At 37.4% G+C, this 20418-nt stretch carries 12 protein-coding genes and 5 tRNA genes; all 17 read right to left on the reverse strand.

Translation table 11 applies throughout. The annotated features are described in order from the left end of the window. Window positions 1–96 precede the first annotated feature (96 nt). Entirely contained in the window at window positions 97–3765 is a 3669-nt protein-coding gene (rpoC, locus tag EKM79_RS06460; RefSeq protein ID WP_125567079.1) for a DNA-directed RNA polymerase subunit beta', read from the reverse strand. A gap of 29 nt (window positions 3766–3794) precedes the next feature. Continuing rightward, complete coding sequence (gene rpoB, locus EKM79_RS06465; RefSeq protein ID WP_125567081.1) at window positions 3795–7400, reverse strand: DNA-directed RNA polymerase subunit beta; 3606 nt, start codon at window positions 7398–7400, stop codon at window positions 3795–3797. Window positions 7401–7656: 256 nt separating this feature from the next. Beyond that, window positions 7657–10149 carry an ATP-dependent Clp protease ATP-binding subunit gene (locus EKM79_RS06470; RefSeq protein ID WP_125567083.1) on the reverse strand — a complete coding sequence of 831 codons (2493 nt, stop codon included), beginning with the start codon at window positions 10147–10149 and terminating at the stop codon, window positions 7657–7659. A 291-nt stretch (window positions 10150–10440) separates the two neighbouring features. Beyond that, window positions 10441–10514: transfer RNA gene (locus tag EKM79_RS06475), tRNA-Pro, on the reverse strand. Between the two features lie 20 nt (window positions 10515–10534). Then, window positions 10535–10606 (reverse strand) — tRNA-Gly (locus EKM79_RS06480). 4 nt (window positions 10607–10610) lie between these two features. Next, window positions 10611–10683 (reverse strand) — tRNA-Thr (locus EKM79_RS06485). Window positions 10684–10732: 49 nt separating this feature from the next. Then, window positions 10733–10815, reverse strand: a tRNA-Leu gene (locus EKM79_RS06490). Window positions 10816–10865: 50 nt separating this feature from the next. Beyond that, a tRNA-Val gene (locus tag EKM79_RS06495) sits at window positions 10866–10938 on the reverse strand. Between the two features lie 529 nt (window positions 10939–11467). Next, window positions 11468–12952 carry a lysine--tRNA ligase gene (gene lysS, locus EKM79_RS06500; RefSeq protein ID WP_125567159.1) on the reverse strand — a complete coding sequence of 495 codons (1485 nt, stop codon included), beginning with the start codon at window positions 12950–12952 and terminating at the stop codon, window positions 11468–11470. 74 nt (window positions 12953–13026) lie between these two features. After that, on the reverse strand, window positions 13027–14031 hold the full coding sequence (gene dusB, locus EKM79_RS06505; RefSeq protein ID WP_125567085.1) for a tRNA dihydrouridine synthase DusB: 1005 nt from the start codon (window positions 14029–14031) through the stop codon (window positions 13027–13029). A 79-nt stretch (window positions 14032–14110) separates the two neighbouring features. Next, the gene (gene hslO, locus EKM79_RS06510; RefSeq protein ID WP_125567088.1) at window positions 14111–14992 is read right to left on the reverse strand and encodes an Hsp33 family molecular chaperone HslO; all 882 of its coding nucleotides are present in this window, start codon (window positions 14990–14992) and stop codon (window positions 14111–14113) included. A 67-nt stretch (window positions 14993–15059) separates the two neighbouring features. Further along, entirely contained in the window at window positions 15060–17219 is a 2160-nt protein-coding gene (gene ftsH, locus EKM79_RS06515; RefSeq protein ID WP_125567090.1) for an ATP-dependent zinc metalloprotease FtsH, read from the reverse strand. Between the two features lie 82 nt (window positions 17220–17301). Next, window positions 17302–17847, reverse strand: a complete 546-nt coding sequence (gene hpt / locus EKM79_RS06520) for a hypoxanthine phosphoribosyltransferase (RefSeq protein WP_125567092.1) — start codon at window positions 17845–17847, stop codon at window positions 17302–17304. 2 nt (window positions 17848–17849) lie between these two features. Further along, complete coding sequence (gene tilS / locus EKM79_RS06525) at window positions 17850–19178, reverse strand: tRNA lysidine(34) synthetase TilS (RefSeq protein ID WP_125567094.1); 1329 nt, start codon at window positions 19176–19178, stop codon at window positions 17850–17852. Between the two features lie 85 nt (window positions 19179–19263). Continuing rightward, complete coding sequence (locus EKM79_RS06530) at window positions 19264–19665, reverse strand: S1 domain-containing RNA-binding protein (protein ID WP_125567096.1); 402 nt, start codon at window positions 19663–19665, stop codon at window positions 19264–19266. 22 nt (window positions 19666–19687) lie between these two features. Beyond that, entirely contained in the window at window positions 19688–20080 is a 393-nt protein-coding gene (locus EKM79_RS06535; protein ID WP_125567098.1) for an FtsB family cell division protein, read from the reverse strand. A 94-nt stretch (window positions 20081–20174) separates the two neighbouring features. After that, window positions 20175–20417, reverse strand: a complete 243-nt coding sequence (locus tag EKM79_RS06540) for an RNA-binding S4 domain-containing protein (RefSeq protein ID WP_125567100.1) — start codon at window positions 20415–20417, stop codon at window positions 20175–20177. Between the last annotated feature and the right edge of the window lies 1 nt (window position 20418).

Consider the following 20418-nt stretch of genomic DNA (forward strand, 5'->3'; position numbering starts at 1 on the left):
TGTCACCAGTAGAATACCGGGAACATGCTTTAGCAGCTTAAATATTTAATTTTGTCTAACTTTTGTCTTGCACTTCATGCGGTCTTTTCAACTTAATTAGTGTTTTTCTTCTTTTGCAGCATCTTCAGCTTTCATTTGAGCTTCGATATCTGAAATTGTATATGCACCATTTAATGAGTTATCAGCCATAGGACCAGTCTTCTTAGGTTCCATGTGGTTATACTTAGCCATACCAGTACCGGCAGGGATAAGTTTACCAATAATAACATTTTCCTTAAGTCCAAGAAGTGGATCATTCTTACCTCTGATGGATGCATCAGTAAGAACTCTTGTTGTTTCCTGGAAGGAAGCAGATGACAAGAAACTATTTGTTTCAAGAGATGCCTTAGTAATACCAAGCAATACTGGACGTCCTGTAGCAGGAATACCACCGTTAAACAATGTTTCACGGTTGTGATCTGTAAATTGAGAAATATTCATTAATTGACCTGGTAATACATCAGTATCACCTGGATCAAGAATTCTGATCTTACGTAGCATTTGTCTGATCATAACCTCGAAATGCTTATCAGAAATATCAACACCTTGCATACGGTAAACCTTTTGAACTTCTGCAAGTAGATAATTTTCTGTCGTTTGAACATTTGTAATCTTGATCAATTCCTTAGGATCGATTGAACCTTGTGTTAACTTACCACCACGATCAACGTGATCACCTTCAGCAACAGCAACACTTGATGTATAAGGAACACTATAAGATCTAGTATCGATGTCACCTTCAACAGTGATTTCTTTAGTATGTTCTGCAGGGTTTTCGTCGATTGCGGTAACAGTACCGTCAACCTCTGAAATAATAGCAAGACCTTTAGGGTTTCTAGCTTCAACAATTTCTTGAACACGAGGAAGTCCTTGTGTAATATCATCGCCACCAGCAACACCACCGGTATGGAAGTTACGCATAGTCAATTGTGTACCTGGTTCACCGATTGATTGAGCAGCAACAGTACCGACTGCTTCACCAATTTCAACTTCTTCACCAGTAGCCAAGTTACGACCATAACATTTCTTACATACACCATGTTTTGTATCACATGTAAATGCTGAGCGGATTGTTACTTCCTTAACACCGGCATCAACAATCTTTTGTGCCAATGCTTCGTCCATAAGAACTCCACGAGCAGCAAGAACTTCACCAGTTTCAGGATCTTTAACAGTCTTTTGTGTATAACGTCCAACAAGACGATCATACAATGGTTCGATCATATCTGTACCTTCCATAATTGAACTTACTAGAAGTCCACGGTCAGTACCACAATCTTCTTCACGAACAATAACATCTTGAGCAACATCAACAAGACGACGAGTCAAGTAACCTGAGTTGGCTGTCTTCAAAGCCGTATCAGTCATACCTTTACGAGCACCGTGGGTTGACATGAACATTTCCAAGACAGATAGTCCTTCACGGAAGTTAGAAATAACAGGGATTTCCATCATACCACCGTTAGGAGCAGCCATAAGTCCACGCATACCTGCTAGCTGAGTAAAGTTTGAGATGTTACCACGGGCACCAGAGTCCGACATCATTGAAATAGGGTTTGTTGGATCAAATGAATCAATTAGTAATTGTTGAATTTCATCTTTTGTATCATTCCATACACTGATAACACGATCATGTCGTTCATCATCAGTGATAAGTCCACGACGGAATTGCTTAGAAATTGAAGCAACTTGTTTGTGGGCCTTTTCGATGATTTCAGGCTTTTCAGTTAAGTTAGGAACGTCTGTAACACCAACTGTTAATCCAGAAAGTGTACAAATTGTGTAACCTAATTCCTTCATATCATCAAGTAATGATGATGTTCTTTGAACGCGGTAAACCTTAAATACTTTAGCAATGATATCTGACATATAACCACTCTTGATTGGATCTACAAGATCCATATCATCAAGGCACTTATTAATATCTTCACCCTTACCTAGGAAGTACTTGTCTGGAACACCGTTTTCCAAGTTATCGTCAGTTGGTTCATTTAAGTATGGGAAATCTTCTGGAAGAATCTCGTTAAAGATAACCTTACCAACACTAGTCATCATGATCTTATCACGTTGATCATCTGCGAATGGCTTACTTGGCATTGATGAGACAGCCAAACCAATTCTTGTATGATAGTGAACATCACCGTTAAGTAATGCAGTTTGAACTTCATTAGAATCCTTGAAAATCTTACCTTCACCAGTCATATGTCTTGTTTCAATTGTTAAGTAGTAGTTACCCAAAACAACATCCTGTGATGGTGTAACGATAGGCTTACCATCTTTAGGAGCAAGAATATGGTGAGCAGCAAGCATAAGCATACGAGCTTCAGCTTGAGCTTCATCTGATAGAGGAACGTGAATAGCCATCTGATCACCATCAAAATCGGCATTGTAAGCTTCACAAGCCAATGGGTGAAGACGGATGGACTTACCATCAACCAATACAGGTTCAAAGGCTTGAATACCAAGTCTGTGAAGTGTAGGGGCACGGTTAAGTAATACTGGACGTTCTTTAATAACGTCTTCTAGTACATCCCAAATATCATCATCTTGACGATCAATCTTTCTTCTAGCGTTTTTAACGTTAGAAGCAATTTCACGTTTAACTAATTCATGCATAACAAATGGCTTGAATAATTCAAGAGCCATCTCACGAGGAAGTCCACATTGATAGAACTTCAATGTAGGACCAACATCGATAACCGAACGACCAGAATAGTCAACACGTTTACCAAGTAAGTTTTGACGGAAACGTCCTTGCTTACCTTTAAGCATATGTGAAAGTGACTTCAATGGACGGTTACCAGGTCCTGTAACAGGACGGCCACGACGACCATTATCGATCAACGCATCAACAGCTTCTTGAAGCATTCTCTTTTCGTTTTGAACAATAATGTTAGGAGCATGTAAATCCAACAATCTCTTCAAACGGTTATTACGGTTAATTACACGACGGTACAAATCGTTCAAGTCAGAAGTGGCAAAACGACCACCTTCAAGTTGAACCATTGGACGTAAATCTGGTGGGATAACAGGAATAGCTTCCATTACCATCCATTCAGGTTTGTTACCAGATTTTTGGAATGCACTGATGATATCCAAACGTCTGATAGCACGTGTACGTTTTTGACCTTGAGCTGTCTTCAAAGTTTCACGTAATTCTTTAACTTCAGCATCCATATCGACTTTGCTTAGAAGTTCTCTGATACCTTCGGCACCCATTTTGGCAACGAACTTATCACCGAATTCTTCGCGTTTCTTACGATATTCTGATTCTGTAAGTAGTTGTCTTTGTTCCAAGTCTGTTTCACCTGGGTCAATAACAACATATGAAGCAAAGTAAATTACTTCTTCAAGGTTTCTTGGACTCATGTCCAATACAAGTCCCATACGTGATGGGATTCCCTTGAAATACCAAATGTGTGTAACTGGTGCAGCTAATTCGATATGAGCCATACGTTCACGACGAACCTTTGAACGTGTAACTTCAACACCACAGCGGTCACAAACAATACCCTTATAACGGATACGTTTGTATTTACCACAGGCACATTCCCAGTCTTTAGTTGGTCCAAAAATTCTTTCATCGAATAGACCATCTTTTTCTGGTTTCAAAGTACGGTAGTTGATTGTTTCAGGTTTCTTAACTTCTCCATAAGACCAGCTACGAATCTTGTCAGGAGATGCTAAACCAATTTGCATACTTTCAAATTTATTAACGTCTATCAAAAGGTAACCTCCCTAAATCTAAATTATTACTATTTTTCTGATTTAGTACTTTGTGATTCGGCTGATTGTTGTTCTTCAAGCTTCTTAGCTTCTTCTTCAGCACGTTTTTGTTCTTGTTGTTTAGCAAACTTAGATAGAGCGTCAATACTTACTGTATCTTCATCTTCATCCATATCTCTAAGTTCAATTTCTTTTTGATGAGAATCAAGAACCTTCATATCAAGTCCTAGAGCTTGTAATTCTTTAACCAGAACACGGAATGATTCCGGAACACCTGGCTTAGGAATACTTTCACCCTTAACAATTGCTTCGTAAGTCTTAACACGACCTACAATATCATCAGACTTATATGTCAAGATTTCTTGAAGTGTATAAGCGGCACCATAGGCTTCAAGTGCCCAAACTTCCATTTCACCAAATCTCTGTCCACCAAATTGTGCTTTACCACCAAGTGGTTGTTGAGTAACTAGTGAGTATGGTCCGATTGAACGAGCATGTAACTTATCATCAACCATGTGGGCTAACTTCATGTAGTACATAACACCAACCGCAACACGGTTCTTGAATGGTTCACCAGTACGTCCATCATAAAGAATTGACTTACCATCTGAATCCATATCAGCTTCTTTAACAATATCCCATAATTCATTATCTTGAACACCATCGAAAACAGGTGTAGCCACATGAATTCCAAGTTTTCTAGCAGCCATTCCTAAATGAAGGTCTAGAACTTGTCCGATATTCATACGAGATGGAACACCCATTGGATTCAATAGAATGTCAACTGGTGTACCGTCTGGCATATATGGCATATCTTCTTGAGGGACAACAATTGAAACGGTACCTTTGTTACCATGACGTCCGGCCATCTTGTCACCAACTTGAATCTTACGCTTTTGAGCAATGTAAACACGAACTAGCATATTTACACCAGGATCCAATTCATCGCCGGCTTCACGAGTAAATACCTTAACATCTTGGATAATACCGCCACCACCATGTGGTACACGAAGTGAAGTATCACGTACTTCACGAGCTTTTTCACCGAAGATAGCGTGTAATAGACGTTCCTCAGCTGATAATTCTGTAACACCCTTAGGTGTAACCTTACCAACTAAGATATCACCATCACGTACTTCAGCACCTACACGGATAATACCGAACTCATCGAGATCTTTAAGTGATTCTTCACCAACGTTAGGAATCTCACGTGTAATTTCTTCAGGTCCAAGTTTTGTATCACGTGCTTCTGATTCATACTCTTCAATATGGATTGAAGTATAAGCATCTTCACGTACAAGCTTTTCAGAAAGCACAATGGCATCTTCGTAGTTGTACATGTTCCATGTCATAAAGGCAATAAGTGGGTTTTGACCTAATGCTAATTCACCGTTTTCCATAGCAGGACCATCGGCAATAATATCACCCTTTTTAACCTCTTCACCTTTACGTACAATTGGTCTTTGGTTATAACTCTTACCATTATTTGAACGACGGAATTTTGTAACTTTGTATTCGTCAGTTGTTCCATCATCATCACGTTTAACAGTGATCTTTTTAGCATCAACATAATCGATAGTACCATCATGTTTTGCAAGTAAGGCAGCACCAGAATCATGAGCTGCAATATATTCCATACTTGTACCAACAAGTGGAGCATGTGGATTGATCAAAGGAACAGCTTGACGTTGCATGTTAGCACCCATCAAGGCACGGTTAGAATCATCGTTTTCCAAGAAAGGAATACATGCTGTAGCAACTGAAACTACTTGCTTAGGTGAAACGTCCATATAATCGACTTTTTCAGGTGTTGTTTCAATATTGTCATCTTTGTGACGAGCCAAAATTGTATTATCAACAAATGAACCATCATCGTTTAACAGAGTATTAGCCTGAGCAACAATGTAGTTATCTTCTTCATCAGCTGTTAAATAATCGATTTTATCCGTAACTTTATGTGTATCCCATGAAACACGACGATAAGGTGTTTCAATGAAACCATACTTATTAATAATGGCATAACTGGCCAAGTTATTGATAAGTCCGATATTAGGACCTTCGGGAGTTTCAATTGGGCACATACGACCATAGTGAGTATAGTGAACATCACGAACTTCATATCCGGCACGGTCACGAGTCAAACCACCAGGTCCAAGAGCTGATAGACGACGCTTGTGTTCTAGCTCACCAAGTGGGTTTGTCTGATCCATGAATTGTGACAATTGTGATGAACCAAAGAATTCCTTGATTGAAGCTACAACAGGTCTAATATTAATCAATTGTTGAGGTGTAACTGTTGAGGAGTCTTGAATTGACATTCTTTCACGAACAACACGTTCCATACGTGATAAACCAATACGGAATTGGTTTTGAAGTAATTCACCGACTGAACGAATACGACGATTACCCAAGTGATCAATATCATCAGTTGTACCAATACCTTCTCTAAGGTTCAAGAAGTAGTTGATTCCAGCTAAAATATCAGCAGGTTGAATTGTACGAACGTGTTCGTCAATATGACCATTACCAATAAGGTTAACAACTTTTTCATTGTCGTTTTCTGAGTAAATCTTAATTGATTGAACAGTAATTGGGTCTGTCAATACACCTTCATCAGATGGTTGAAGAGTAACAGTCTTGAAATCATCACGATCTAAGTATGGGCTAAGCTTGCTCATAGCATCGCGATCTAATACTGTATCTTTAGCCAAAATAACTTCACCAGTGTCAGGATCAGCAAGTGTTTCAGCCAATGTCTTGTTCAATAATCTTGTTTTAATGTTAAGTTTCTTGTTGACTTTGTAACGACCAACAGGAGCCATGTCATATCTACGTGGGTCAAAGAATCTTGCATATAGCAATGAACGTGAACTATCTGCAGTCTTTGGTTCACCAGGACGGAGTCTTTCATAGATATCCTTCAAGGCTTCTTCAACACGTGAATCACTGGTATCTTTATGAACATCTTTTTCAAGAGTAAGGTTCAATGTGTCGTTTTCACCAAAAATATCAAGAATTTCAGAATCTGCACCGAAACCTAAGGCTCTGATCAATTCAGAAATAGGTAACTTTCTAGTTCTATCGATTCTTACATATCCTAGACCTTTAGCATCTGTTTCAAATTCTAGCCATGCACCACGGTTAGGAATAACCGTTGTACCGTAGTTAATACGACCATTCTTATCAGTATCTTCATTGTAATAAATACCAGGTGAACGTACTAATTGAGAAACAATAACACGTTCGGCACCATTAATAATGAAAGTACCTTGCTCTGTCATGATTGGGAAGTCGCCGAAGAAGACATCTTGTGTCTTGATCTCACCAGTTTCATGATTAGTTAACTTCAAAGTAACATGCAATGGTGCTGAGAAGTTAGCGTCATGTTGTCTTGCTTCTTCAACAGTATATTTAGGTTCTAGTAATTTGTAGTCAACATATTCCAATGAAAGATTTCCAGCAAAATCATCAATAGGCATAATGTCATCAAACATATCTTTTAGTCCTTCATCTAAGAACCAGTTATAAGAGTTTGTTTGGATGTCTATTAAATTTGGCAGTGGAAGTACTTCCTTGATCTTTGCATAACTACGACGAACACGGTGTGCACCATAATTAACGTTATGATAAGTCAAATTTTTCACCTCAACATATAATTTATTCAAAATATAACGCCAAGCCTAATATTACAATTGTGTTACAAATTGCAAGAAAACGGTTTAAAAAACGGTTTTTAGGCAAAAAAAAACCAAAAATAGAACTGAATCTATTTTTGCTTTTTTCTTATACGGCATAACCACGGACAATAGATCGCGGCTTACGTTTTGAACTTTAAATCTCATAAAAGAATACTACTCGCAATCATTATAATTGTCAATAGTCAAGTTCTTTTTAATGAGTTAACGATTTTCTAGCCTTTTTGGCTGTTTTAGCTTTCTTCTCCGAAACACTAATAGATAACTTACCTTGCTTTGAACCAACTTTAATTGTATCCCCTTCGTTAACTTTGTTCATTAACAGCATTTCACTTACAGGATCTTCAATTTCACGTTGAATAGTTCTTCTCATTGGACGTGCACCATATTCTGGATTATATCCGTCCTTAACTAAGTCACTATATGCAGATGGAGAAATTACTAATTTAATATTTCTTTCTGATAGACGTTTGCTCAAATTATTACTCATAATCTTAGCAATTGCCTTAAGTTGATCTTTATCTAGAGCCTTAAAGATGATTGTTTCATCAACACGATTCAAGAATTCAGGTCTGAAGAATTTCTTCAGCTCAGTGTTAATACGTTCTTGCATCTCCTTGAAATCATCATGAACATCCTTAGCACCAAATCCAACCGACTTGTCATCTTGAAGTGCACGAGCACCCAAGTTTGAAGTCATAATGATAATAGTATTTCTAAAATCAACCTTGCGACCTTTAGCATCTGTTAAAATCCCATCATCTAAAACTTGAAGTAACAAGTTGAAAACATCTGGATGAGCTTTTTCTACTTCATCTAATAGGATAACAGAATAAGGTTCATTTCTAACCTTCTCAGTCAATTGTCCACCTTCATCAAACCCGACATAACCAGGAGCTGATCCAATCAACTTAGATGTGCTGTATTGTTCCATGTATTCTGACATATCGACACGAATCAAATTGTCTTCTGATCCAAACATTACTTCAGCGATAGACTTAGCAAGCTCAGTCTTACCAACACCTGTAGGTCCTAAGAACATAAATGAACCAATTGGACGATTAGGGTCCTTCATACCACTTCTAGCACGACGAATAGCACGTGACACTGCACTAATAGCATCATTTTGTCCTACAACACGCTTATGTAACTCACGTTCAAGATTAAGAAGACGTTCACTCTCTTTACGAGTGATTTGCTTAACTGGTACACCTGTCCATTCAGCAATGATTTCTGCAATGTCATCTACTTTAACAACCGGCTTCTTAGAACGACCATTGTCTTGATCATCCTTAATTTTAGCAATTTTCTCTTGAACATCTTGTTCGTGTTCACGAATTTGAGCAGCCTTTTCAAAGTCTTGATCAAGAATTGCATCATTCTTATCATTAATAAGTTGCATTGATTCATTAGTTAATTTTTCAAGATCATTGTTCTTAGATACATTATGGATACGAACCTTAGCTGAAGCCTCGTCCATAAGATCAATTGCCTTATCAGGTAAGAAACGATTTGTTAAATATCTAGACGATAATTTAACAGCGGCTTGAATTGCCTCATCAGAAATTGTTAAACCATGATGTTGTTCATATCTTGGACGCAATCCTTCCAGGATCTTGACTGATTCTTCTTCGGTAGGCTCTTCGATATGAACTTGAGCAAAGCGACGCTCCAAAGCCGTATCTTTTTCAATGTACTTTTGATACTCATTAAGAGTAGTTGCACCAATCAATTGAAGTTCACCACGTGCAAGAGCCGGCTTCAAAATATTAGAGGCATCAATAGCACCTTCGGCACCACCTGCACCAATCAAAGTATGTAATTCATCAATGAATAAAATAACATGCTTATCCTTGTAAATCTCTTCGATGATTTTCTTTAATCTATCTTCAAATTCACCACGATACTTAGTACCAGCAACTAATGAGCCCATATCCAGCATCATAATACGCTTGTTTTGCATATCAAGTGGTACGTCCTTAGCAACGATGGCATTAGCCAGTCCTTCAGCGATGGCCGTCTTACCAACACCTGGTTCACCGACTAAAACTGGATTGTTCTTAGTTCTACGACTAAGAATTTGAATTGTACGTTCAACTTCTTTTTCACGTCCAATTACTGGATCAATTTTATTTTCAGCCGCAATTTTCGTTAAATCACGTGCTAATGAATCAAGTGTTGGTGTACCAGCAACTTCCTTCTTCTTTTGAGATTGACCAATACCACGACGAGTTGTCTTATTAGACATTCCCATCTTATTAAGTAGTAGACTCTTTGTCTTCGTTAAACTTAATCCCAAATTAGATAAAATACGATTTGCCAAATTATCAGCATCGTCTAAGATAGCTAGTAAAATATGTTCAGTACCAATACGACTTGTATTATATTGATTAGAGATTTCTTCAGAACTTGCAAGAATTGTTTGTCCCTTAGGTGAATAAGGAAGGTAAATCCCCTTGGCGGTATTAGATGAAACATCACCATAGCCAGTAAGATGCTCGATCTCTTCCTTAACATCATTCTCGCTAACAGCCAAGTCCCTTAAAGTAATACCGGCAATACCATCATTCTCCATTGTTAGGCCTAGTAGAATGTGTTCGGTACCAACAGCATTATGATGAAATATTTTAGCCTGGTCTTGGGCCAAAACAAGTGCGTTCTTTGCGCTTTCGGTAAATACTTTGTCCATGATAACTACCTCGACTTATAAATTCTTTAGTGTAGAAAGTATAATTCTGTTGTGTAAAAATGCAAGTGATAAACCTCAAGTACTACGTAAATCACTAATTCCACAAAAAAGTTTGATTTCTATATTAACATTAATATAATTTTTTTTGTACCAAAGTTACTTATTTCATAAATAAATAACCTCTTACTGCTATTATCCCACAAACTACACTTTCACATTACAAAAGAGCACAAACAAAAGAGATCACCCACTTCTAATATGAAGTCGATGATCTCTTCTAACTGTTTTAAATCGGGAAAACAAGATTCGAACTTGCGACCCCCGCGTCCCGAACGCGATGCTCTGCCAAGCTGAGCTACTTCCCGATTAGCTCTATGAATAATGAAGCGGAAGACGGGATTCGAACCCGCGACCCCCACCATGGCAAGGTGATGTTCTACCACTGAACTACTTCCGCATAATGCCGACTAGAGGATTCGAACCTCCGACCCCCTGTTTACAAGACAGATGCTCTGCCAACTGAGCTAAGTCGGCATCAGTATAACACAAATTATAAATAAATTCAATATTTTTTATATCGAAATACGGGTGAAAGGACTTGAACCTTCATGTCCATAGGACACTAGAACCTAAATCTAGCGCGTCTGCCAATTCCGCCACACCCGCAAAGTGTTAATGATGCTATTTATAACCATTAAACCTATTTAACAGTTTAATGGAGGATACAGGGATCGAACCTGTGACCTCCTGCTTGTAAGGCAGATGCTCTCCCAGCTGAGCTAATCCTCCATGTGTTCTTGTAACAAACAACTTTATTATTATACCTAAAACAAATAAAAAAAGTCAACGATAATTCGTCAACTTTTTTAAAATAAATTTTATTTGATTAATTGGTGTTTCTATTTCCGACTACGGTTACTAAATATTTCATCTGCCGTGGGGACCGATGCGAGCCACAGTACGGTCTCGCACCTCGACTTTAAGCTTTGCTTCGCAAATCTTAAAGATCGTCCCGTGGTGTAAGAGCGGATGGTTCACCGCTCTTACACCACATACACGGCAAATGAAATATTTCTCCACCTTCGTCTAGCAGCACTTAATAGAAGTTTAGCCATACCCTCTAGATCAGTATTCCATATCAAACAGCCGGAGGGAAAAAGTGATAAGACAGCTGTGACAGTTCTGTAGGATGTCGTATAGCCAGACGTACAGAATCGGACGACTTTTGAAATCTGCAATTTCTGCAGAGTTCTTCAGACCTTGGCTGAAGTCGGTCCCACAGCAGACTTATCACCTTTTGACCGTAGGTAAACCACTATTAATTATTACTATTATCTTCAGGCTTCATAGTAGGGAAAAGCACAACATCACGAATTGTTGGTGCATCAGTTAATAACATAACAAGACGATCAATACCAATTCCTAATCCACCTGTTGGTGGCATACCATATTCCAAAGCTTCAACGTAATCATCATCGATACCTTCAGCTTCGTCATTACCTTCATTTCTTTCAGCAACTTGAGCTTCGAATCTCTTACGTTGGTCAATAGGATCATTTAACTCTGTAAAGGCATTACCATATTCATTACCTAAGATATACAATTCGAATCTATCAGTAAATCTAGGATCCTTCTTATTCTTCTTAGCAAGTGGTGAAACTTCTAGTGGATAGCCATAAATAAATGTTGGTTCTTTAATCTCATCTTCCACAAATGTTTCAAAGAACTCACTAATGATATGTCCAACTTGCCAATACTTCTCATAATGAACATTATTATCGTCGGCCAACTTACGGGCTTCATCGACAATCATTTCTTGAGTGAAATCAATACCTGTCTTTTCTTTAATAGCATCAACCATAGATACACGCTTGAATGGCTTACCCAAATCAACATCTTCACCTTGATAAGTGATTTCAGTTGTTCCAAGAGCCTTTTGAGCAGCATGTCTAATAATGCCTTCAGTTTCGTTCATAACATCGTTAAAGTCAAAGTATGCAGCATATGTTTCAAGTGAAGTAAATTCAGGACTATGTTGTGTATCTAAACCTTCATTACGGAATACTCGGCCGATTTCATAAACTCGCTCAAAGCCACCAACAATAAGTCTCTTCAATGGCAATTCAAGAGCAATTCTCAAATACATGTCTTCATTAAGTGCATTGTAATGTGAAATAAAGGGTTTAGCATTAGCACCACCGGCTTGTGCATTCAAAGTAGGTGTTTCTACTTCCATGAAGCCTTCACCATCTAAATATTCACGAACAGCTGAAATAATCTTTGAACGCTTTTTAAAGCGGTCGAAACTATCTTCATTAGCAATTAAATCAAGATATCTTTGACGATACTTTTGTTCAACATTTGTTAAACCGTGAAACTTGTCAGGTAGTGGACGTAATGACTTAGCTAACATTGTTACCTTAGTAGCCTTAACAGTAAGTTCACCCATATCAGTCTTCATAACGTGACCTTCAATACCTAGATGATCACCGATATCTGAACGTTTGAAGATATGATAATTTTCTTCACCAACTTCATCTTTACGTACATAAATTTGAATTTTGCCACTTCTATCTTTAATATCAGCAAATCCTACTTTACCCTTACCACGTTTAGTCATCATACGACCAGCAATAATTACTGGTGTATTTTGTTCCTCAAGAACTTCTTTTGCTTCTTCGCTATATTTGTCTTGGAGTGTCTTTGCCAAGTCGGTTCTAACAAAACGTGAACCGTATGGATCAACGCCTTCATCATATAACTCTTGAAGTTTTTCACGTCTAACCCGTAGTTGGTCATTCATGACTCTTGTTTTCTTTATATCTTCTTTAGTTGGTTGCTTCTTATTATTTTCGTTACTCAAAATTCTTCCCCTGTCTACGAAATTTTTGGAGATCTAGCTTCTCGTTGTTCGTAACTTTCAACAAATTGATCTAATGTGTCAAAAACTGCCTGCATTGAATCTTCATTCATTACTTTAGCACGAGTTCTGACTGCATGGGGAATCCCCTTTAGATAATATGCTGCTTGTTGACGAAATTCAGGAACACCGACGTGCTCACCCTTTAAGTCTACCAGACGTTCGAGTTGAAGTTTAGCTATATTCACTTTTTCTCTAACAGTTGGTTCGGGTAATAACTCACCTGTTTCAATGTAATGTTCCATGGCATTAAGCTTCCATAAGTTTCCAAGGACAGCACGACCGACCATAGCAGCATCCGCACCAACCTCTTCAATCATGAACTTAGCATCCTCTGGAGTCTTAATATCACCATTACCCATAAATGGAATGGTCAACTTCTCGGCAACGTCATGTAAAATATCCCAATTAGAATGTCCAGAGTAAAACTGCGCTCTTGTACGTCCATGCATAGCAATAGCTGCTGCTCCACCTTCTTGAGCGGCTAACGCATTCTCCACAGCATACAAATGGTCATCATCCCAACCAGTTCTCATTTTTACAGTAACTGGCTTATCAATTGCTGAACTAACTGCATGAACAACATCATAAACCTTATCTGGATCTAATAGCCAATGTGAACCAGCATCTAATTTAACTACCTTTTTAACTGGACATCCCATATTAATATCAATAATATCAGCACTTGTATTCTCAGCCACAAATCTAGCGGCATTGACAAGCGATTCCTTATCACCACCAAAGATCTGAATACTTACTGGATGTTCTTTAGGATCAATAAATAACATACCAAGTGTCTTTTCATTATGATACTTAATACCCTTGTCACTAATCATTTCACACACTACTAATCCAGCACCAAATTCACGTGCGGTTAATCTAAAGGATGCATTAGTAATGCCTGCCATTGGTGCAACAACTATTTGATTTGGAATTGTTACATTACCTATTTTCCATTCCATTACACTTACCTCTAAAAGAAGCTGTTTTTATTTACAACTTGTCATGATAACAAATTTTGTAATTGAATGGCAAACTTGATTACTTGTTTTCAGAGATTATTTCCTGTAATTCCGCTTCACTAAATTGATATTTATTTCCACAGAATTTGCAGACAGCTTCTGCTCCATGATTCTCATCTATCATTGCTTGTAATTCATCTGTGGACAATGTTGCTAAAGATTTGCCAAACTTTTCTTTAGAACAATCACATTTGAATTGAACTGGCATTGTATCAAGAATTTTCATCTCGATACCATTCATTAGCTTATCCATAACTTCTTCGTTACTCAATCCTTCATTCAGTAAAGTCGACAAATTAGGAATGATTTTAAGATTATTTTCAATTTTATCAATATCAGAATCATTAGCACCTGGTAATGTTTGAATCAAAAATCCACCAGCAGCTCCTACAGTTTCATTTGGTTGAACAAATACTGAAACTCCAATAGCTGAAGGTATTTGTTCCGATTTGGCCATATAGTATGTGAAGTCGGCTCCAATTTCACCTGAAACTAATGGTACTTGTCCTGTAAATGGTTCCTTTAAATGTAAATCCTTAGTAATACTTAAAGTCCCTTGTGTCCCAACAGCACCTTTAACATCAATATGGTGATCATCATTTAGCGGCAAGCTGACATGATTATTTTGAATATATCCCTTCACATCACCATTGGCATTAGCATCAATAACAATTGCGCCTGCAGGTCCATCACCAACAATACGAGTAGTTAAGACCTCATCTTCTTTTAACGTTGAGGTGGCTACTAATATGGAGCCAATCATCGTACGTCCCAGTGCAGCTGTAGAATTGCTCCAAGTATCATGTCTCTTTTGTGCTTCAGCAACTGTTTCAGTGGCATTAACAACGTAAACTCTGAATTTTCCATCTTTCGAAACAGCTTTTGTTAAAATATCAGACATTTTTTTAATTCCTTTCCGTGAAAAAAACGACTCCTTCGAGTCGCTTCTTTGATTGATACATATTTTACTACTTATCTTCATTATTATCAGAATTATCATCATTAGATGAATCTGATTTGTTATCAGCGTCGCCTTTGGCTTCAGAATCACTTGATTTTTCTGATGGGAATTCAGTTTGATTAACATCAGAATCATCAGTCTTATCTGTAGTTGACTTAGCATCTTGTTTAGCAGCATCTTTGGCTTCAACAGCACGTTTTGCTTGTTCAAATGTAGCAGCACTTTCACTTGGGAATTCTGTGTTGATATCATTATCTGGCATCTTGCCATCATTGAATAAACTCAAAATTTCCTTTTCGTTAAGTGTTTCATACTTCAATAGTGCTTCGGCAATCAACTTATGTTGTTCACGATGGCTTTCGATGATTTCTCTAGCTTGTTCGTGACCTTCATCAAGAAGACGTTTAACCTCTTGATCAATAGCCTTAGCAGTATCTTCTGAGTAAGCAGGTATTTGACGATATCCACCACTACTAAATGGTTGTCCATCCTTTTCAAGTTGAACTGTACCTAGACGATCAGTCATACCATATTCAGTAACCATAGTACGAGCAATTTGTGTAGCTTGCTCAAAGTCATTTGAAGCACCTGATGATTGTGTACCAAAGATAATCTCTTCAGCAGTACGTCCACCAAGTAATCCAGCAATTTGCTCAGTAAATTCTTTCTTAGTTATAAGGTTTTGGTCATCCTTAGGAAGCATGATAGCATAACCACCAGCCTTACCACGAGGAACGATCGTAACCTTTCTAACAACTCGAGAATCGTTCAGAACTAAACCAATAAGAGCATGTCCAGCCTCATGATATGCAACCATGTGACGCTCTCTATCAGAGATGACACGATTCTTCTTGGCTGGTCCGGCAATAACACGGTCTTCAGCCTCATCAATATCCGTTGGATCGATTCTTTGCTTACCACGTCTAGCGGCAACCAAAGCAGCTTCATTAAGCAAGTTTTCAAGATCAGCACCAACAAAACCTGGTGTTGTTTGTGCCAATTGTTTCAAATCAACATCATCAGTAAATGGCTTGTTCTTGGCGTGAACTTTAAGAATAGCTTCACGTCCCTTAACATCTGGTCTACCGACTAAAATCTTACGGTCAAAACGTCCTGGACGAAGTAAAGCTGGATCCAAAACATCTGAACGGTTAGTAGCTGCCATAACGATGACACCTTCATTACCGGTAAATCCATCCATTTCAATAAGTAATTGGTTAAGTGTTTGTTCACGTTCATCATTTCCACCACCGGTACCAGAACCACGTTGGCGACCAACGGCATCGATTTCATCGATAAAGATAATTGATGGAGCATCTTTCTTAGCATTCTCAAATAAATCACGAACACGAGAAGCACCGACACCAACGAACATTTCAACGAAATCTGAACCAGAAATTGAATAAAACGGAACTTTAGCTTCACCAGCAACGGCTTTGGCTAGCAAAGTCTTACCAGTACCAGGAGGTCCTTCAAGAAGAACACCTGATGGGATTCTTGCACCTAGAGAAACATACTTACGGGGATCTTTCAAGAACTCAACAACTTCAACAAGTTCTTGTTTCTCCTCTTCTGCACCAGCAACATCTGAAAATCTAACTTTGTTCTTCTTAGGGTCTTCAGGTTTGACTTTGGACTTACCAAAGTTCATAACACGGTTTGCACCGCCACCTTGTCCTCCACGCCCCATCATCGCAAAGATGATAAAGAAGAAAAGAATAAATGGTAATACTAAAGTAAGAATTATTGAGATCCATTGAGATGATTGTGACTTAGCAGTTGCAGTCGTCTTAACTTTCTCAGCCGTAGCGGCGTTATTAATTCTCTTCAGCGTATCATTATTGGGTAGTACGGTCGAAGTAAATTGAGTTACTTTAGATTGACTAGTGGTTTGGCTTCTATTGAAAATAGAAACAGAACGTGTTGTTTCTGTTGTTTGAGCCTTTTTGTACTGACCAGTTACTTGGTAAGCACCACTAATAGGTTCAATCTTAAAGCTCTTAACTTTTCCTTGTTTCAACTGTGTAATAAATTGATCTTGGCTAAGTGTTTTAGATTGATCTGAGGATTGACCACCAGCAAACCAACTTGCTGCGAGCACTAAAACTACGAAGAGCAAGATATAAAACAGGCTATTATTGATTAACCTATTTCGATTATTTTTCATATATTTCCTCCTAATTACTTAGACGTTACATATTGTAACATTGACAAGCATTAACACAATAATAATTGTACCGCTAACTTAATTATTTTGTACTATAAATGTCCGGCTTCAATACACCCACATATGGCAGGTTACGGTAATGTTCGTTATAGTCCATCCCATACCCCACGACAAAGGCATCAGGTATCTGTACACCGATATAATCCACCTTTACGTGCTTGATTCTTCGAGAAGGTTTATCTAAGAATGAAACTAACTTAATAGATTTAGCCTCTCTTGTTTCAAACAACTTAACTAAACGGTCTAATGTGTATCCAGTATCTATAATATCCTCAACTATAACCACATCACGTCCGCGTAATGAAGTATCTAAATCCTTAATAATTCTAACATCACCAGTTGTCGTAGTATTTTCACCACCATAACTAGAAACATCCATGAAATCATATTCCATAGGAATATCAACGTGCTTAATCAGATCCATCATGAACATGGCTGCTCCACGCAAAATACAAACAAAAAGTGGATTCTTGCCTGCATATTCCTCAGTTAGTTCCTTTCCAAGACGCTCATTTGCCTTAGCAATCTCTTCTTCTGAAACTAATATTTTTTCAATATCCGAATTCATTTCTATACCTCATCCTCAAAGTCAATTTTCAAAAAATAATTACCTTTTTTTAAATAATCGCTTAAATTATAAATTTTTTCAACCCAAACTACCTGATTATCGAATAATAAAATTGGAATCTTATTTCTTTTATATTCTGGAACTTTTTCATTGATAAATCTTTTACTCAATTTTTGATGCCTGCCAGCGTCTATTAACAATTTGTCACCATTACGACGATTACGTAACGTTATTACTTCTGGCATTTCATCAACGATGACATCAGCTTCCTCTGCCTTACATCTCTTAATGGTGAATTTTTTTTCATCAATTATAACTGTCTGGTCAATTTTAATTTTATAACTATAATTTTCACTCAAATTATTATTTGATAGTAAGAAATCATCATATGAACGAATGAACTTCCAATTATCTTCTAAATTAATAGATGCATTGGGATTACTGCCGGTTATCACTGTAATTATTTGTTCTACTTGCTTGTTACTAACAGGAATATTCAAATTACGTGTAAAGAACCCACCCCAGAACAATGTTTGTTGACTGGAATCTATCTGTTTAAGCGGCTTAAGATCACCCTTAATCTGATTCTTATAAAACTTTATGTTCATTTCTGTTTCCAATTGTCTAAATTGTGAAACCGCCAAATCTATTAAAGCTGTTAATTGCTGATCAAATAATCTGAAATGAGATAACATCTGACCATTTTCTTTTTGTAACTCTGGAAAAATATTATTACGCAATCTATTTCTCATAGTTATATTCTCAAAGTTAGTCTCATCTTGAACATGATCTATATCATGTTTTTTTGCATATTTTCGTAGTTCAGCTTTTGAAAAACCTAAAAGTGGACGTACAAGTTGTCCATCATAAAAATCACGCTGTTGTTTCAAACTCGTTACTTCATAGACATTTCCTGAACGAATCATCTTCATTAGAATATTCTCGGCTAAATCATTAGCATGATGAGCCGTTATTAAGGTATCAAAATTGTTTTCTTGCATTATTTTAGCAAAGTAATGATACCTAAAATCTCGCCCTGCTGCTTCCATCCCTACATCATCATCAGGCTTTGATGTCCACTTAGTTGTATAGAATTTATAATTATTCTTTTCGCAATATTTTCTCAGGAATTCTACTTCATCCGCACTACTAGGACGTAAGTCATGATCGACATTGACTACAGCAAATGAATCCCTATCAACGATTCTAGAAATAAGATCCAACAAAACCATTGAATCTACACCGCCAGATACTGCCACTAATAACCTTTTTGCATGATATTCCTTTAATGTTTTTCTAACGGTTCCCAGAATTTTTTTATCTAACTCCAAATTTTTCCTCCTGAGTGCTCGCTTATCTGAAATAAAAAAAGCTGAGACAATCGTCACAGCTCTTATTTTGTTCTATTATTTTTTATTAACTTCTACGACCACCACGGCCACCGCGTTTACCTTCAGTATTCTTGCGAATAACACTCATTCGTTCTTCGCTTTCCTTCATGAATCCTGACATCATGTCGTCAAAGCTTTCAACTGGTTTACGTTGTGGCTTCCTTTCATGATGTTGATACTTAGGCTTTCTTGGTTGCTCTGTAGCTTGTTTAATCGAAAGTGCTATTTTATGATCTTTCTCATTAAGAACTAAAACCTTTACGGTATCGCCAACTTTAAGCACATCGTGGATGTCTTTAACGTATCCATTAGCAATTTCACTAATGTGAACCATTCCACTTTGTCCTTCACCGAGATCAACGAATGCCCCAAAATTTGTAATTCCAGTAACTTTACCTTCTGTTTTAGATCCTACTTCAACTGTCATCTAAATATAATAGTTCCTTCCCCTATTTTTGAATCGCATTAACACTATCTGGTAAATTATAAACTAATTCACCAGGCTTAGAATACATATACTTTTCCCGAATATATTTTTCTAAGTAATTCTTATCCTTAAGCTGATTTATTTCTACTTTCAAGTCACTTTGCGTTGCTTTTTGCTTGCTAAGTTTTTTTTGATTAACCTCAATCTTTTGCGCTGTTGATGTATAAGTCATATGAGCACTAACGATTTGGGACCCCAATATAAGCAAAACGATAGCAAAGAGAACGCCAATAGTAACTAGTCGCCTTTTATGAACTTTTTTTTCAAAATTACTGCGACTAGGTTTTGTAGAAGTTTTTTTCTGCTTTGGTTCAAGCACTGAAACATTGGAATTTGCTAACTTACGTACTTCCATGCTACTACTCCCCTTGAAATTATTACTATGAGTATAACAATTTTAAAGAATGTTTTGAACCAGTTTCGAGTTTTTTTAATCTAATTGCAATCTTTTAATTAATTTCTTCATACATATCGGCGGAATCGGTCTTTTTAGTGGTTTCTTTAATATTTAATACTTTAATTTTCATAGTTTTTTCGCCAAAATGTAATTCTAATTCGTCACCAACAGAGACTTCTGTAGAAGATTTAGCTACACGATCATTGATCAGTGCACGTCCATTATCCGCAAACTCCTTGGCAACGGTTCTTCTCTTAATGATTCTACTTACCTTTAAAAATTTATCTAATCTCATA

This window comes from Companilactobacillus insicii (genome assembly GCF_003946015.1).
GTDB classification, from domain to species: domain Bacteria; phylum Bacillota; class Bacilli; order Lactobacillales; family Lactobacillaceae; genus Companilactobacillus; species Companilactobacillus insicii.

What these genes read in the sequence shown, in the direction of transcription:
- EKM79_RS06470 (WP_125567083.1), bottom strand. Translation starts at nt 10,149, where the DNA reads ATGGACAAAGTATTTACCGAAAGCGCAAAGAACGCACTTGTTTTGGCC.
- lysS (WP_125567159.1), bottom strand. Translation starts at nt 12,952, where the DNA reads ATGAATGACCAACTACGGGTTAGACGTGAAAAACTTCAAGAGTTATAT.
- dusB (WP_125567085.1), bottom strand. Translation starts at nt 14,031, where the DNA reads ATGGAATGGAAAATAGGTAATGTAACAATTCCAAATCAAATAGTTGTT.
- hslO (WP_125567088.1), bottom strand. Translation starts at nt 14,992, where the DNA reads ATGTCTGATATTTTAACAAAAGCTGTTTCGAAAGATGGAAAATTCAGA.
- ftsH (WP_125567090.1), bottom strand. Translation starts at nt 17,219, where the DNA reads ATGAAAAATAATCGAAATAGGTTAATCAATAATAGCCTGTTTTATATC.
- hpt (WP_125567092.1), bottom strand. Translation starts at nt 17,847, where the DNA reads ATGAATTCGGATATTGAAAAAATATTAGTTTCAGAAGAAGAGATTGCT.
- EKM79_RS06530 (WP_125567096.1), bottom strand. Translation starts at nt 19,665, where the DNA reads ATGACAGTTGAAGTAGGATCTAAAACAGAAGGTAAAGTTACTGGAATT.
- EKM79_RS06535 (WP_125567098.1), bottom strand. Translation starts at nt 20,080, where the DNA reads ATGGAAGTACGTAAGTTAGCAAATTCCAATGTTTCAGTGCTTGAACCA.
- EKM79_RS06540 (WP_125567100.1), bottom strand. Translation starts at nt 20,417, where the DNA reads ATGAGATTAGATAAATTTTTAAAGGTAAGTAGAATCATTAAGAGAAGA.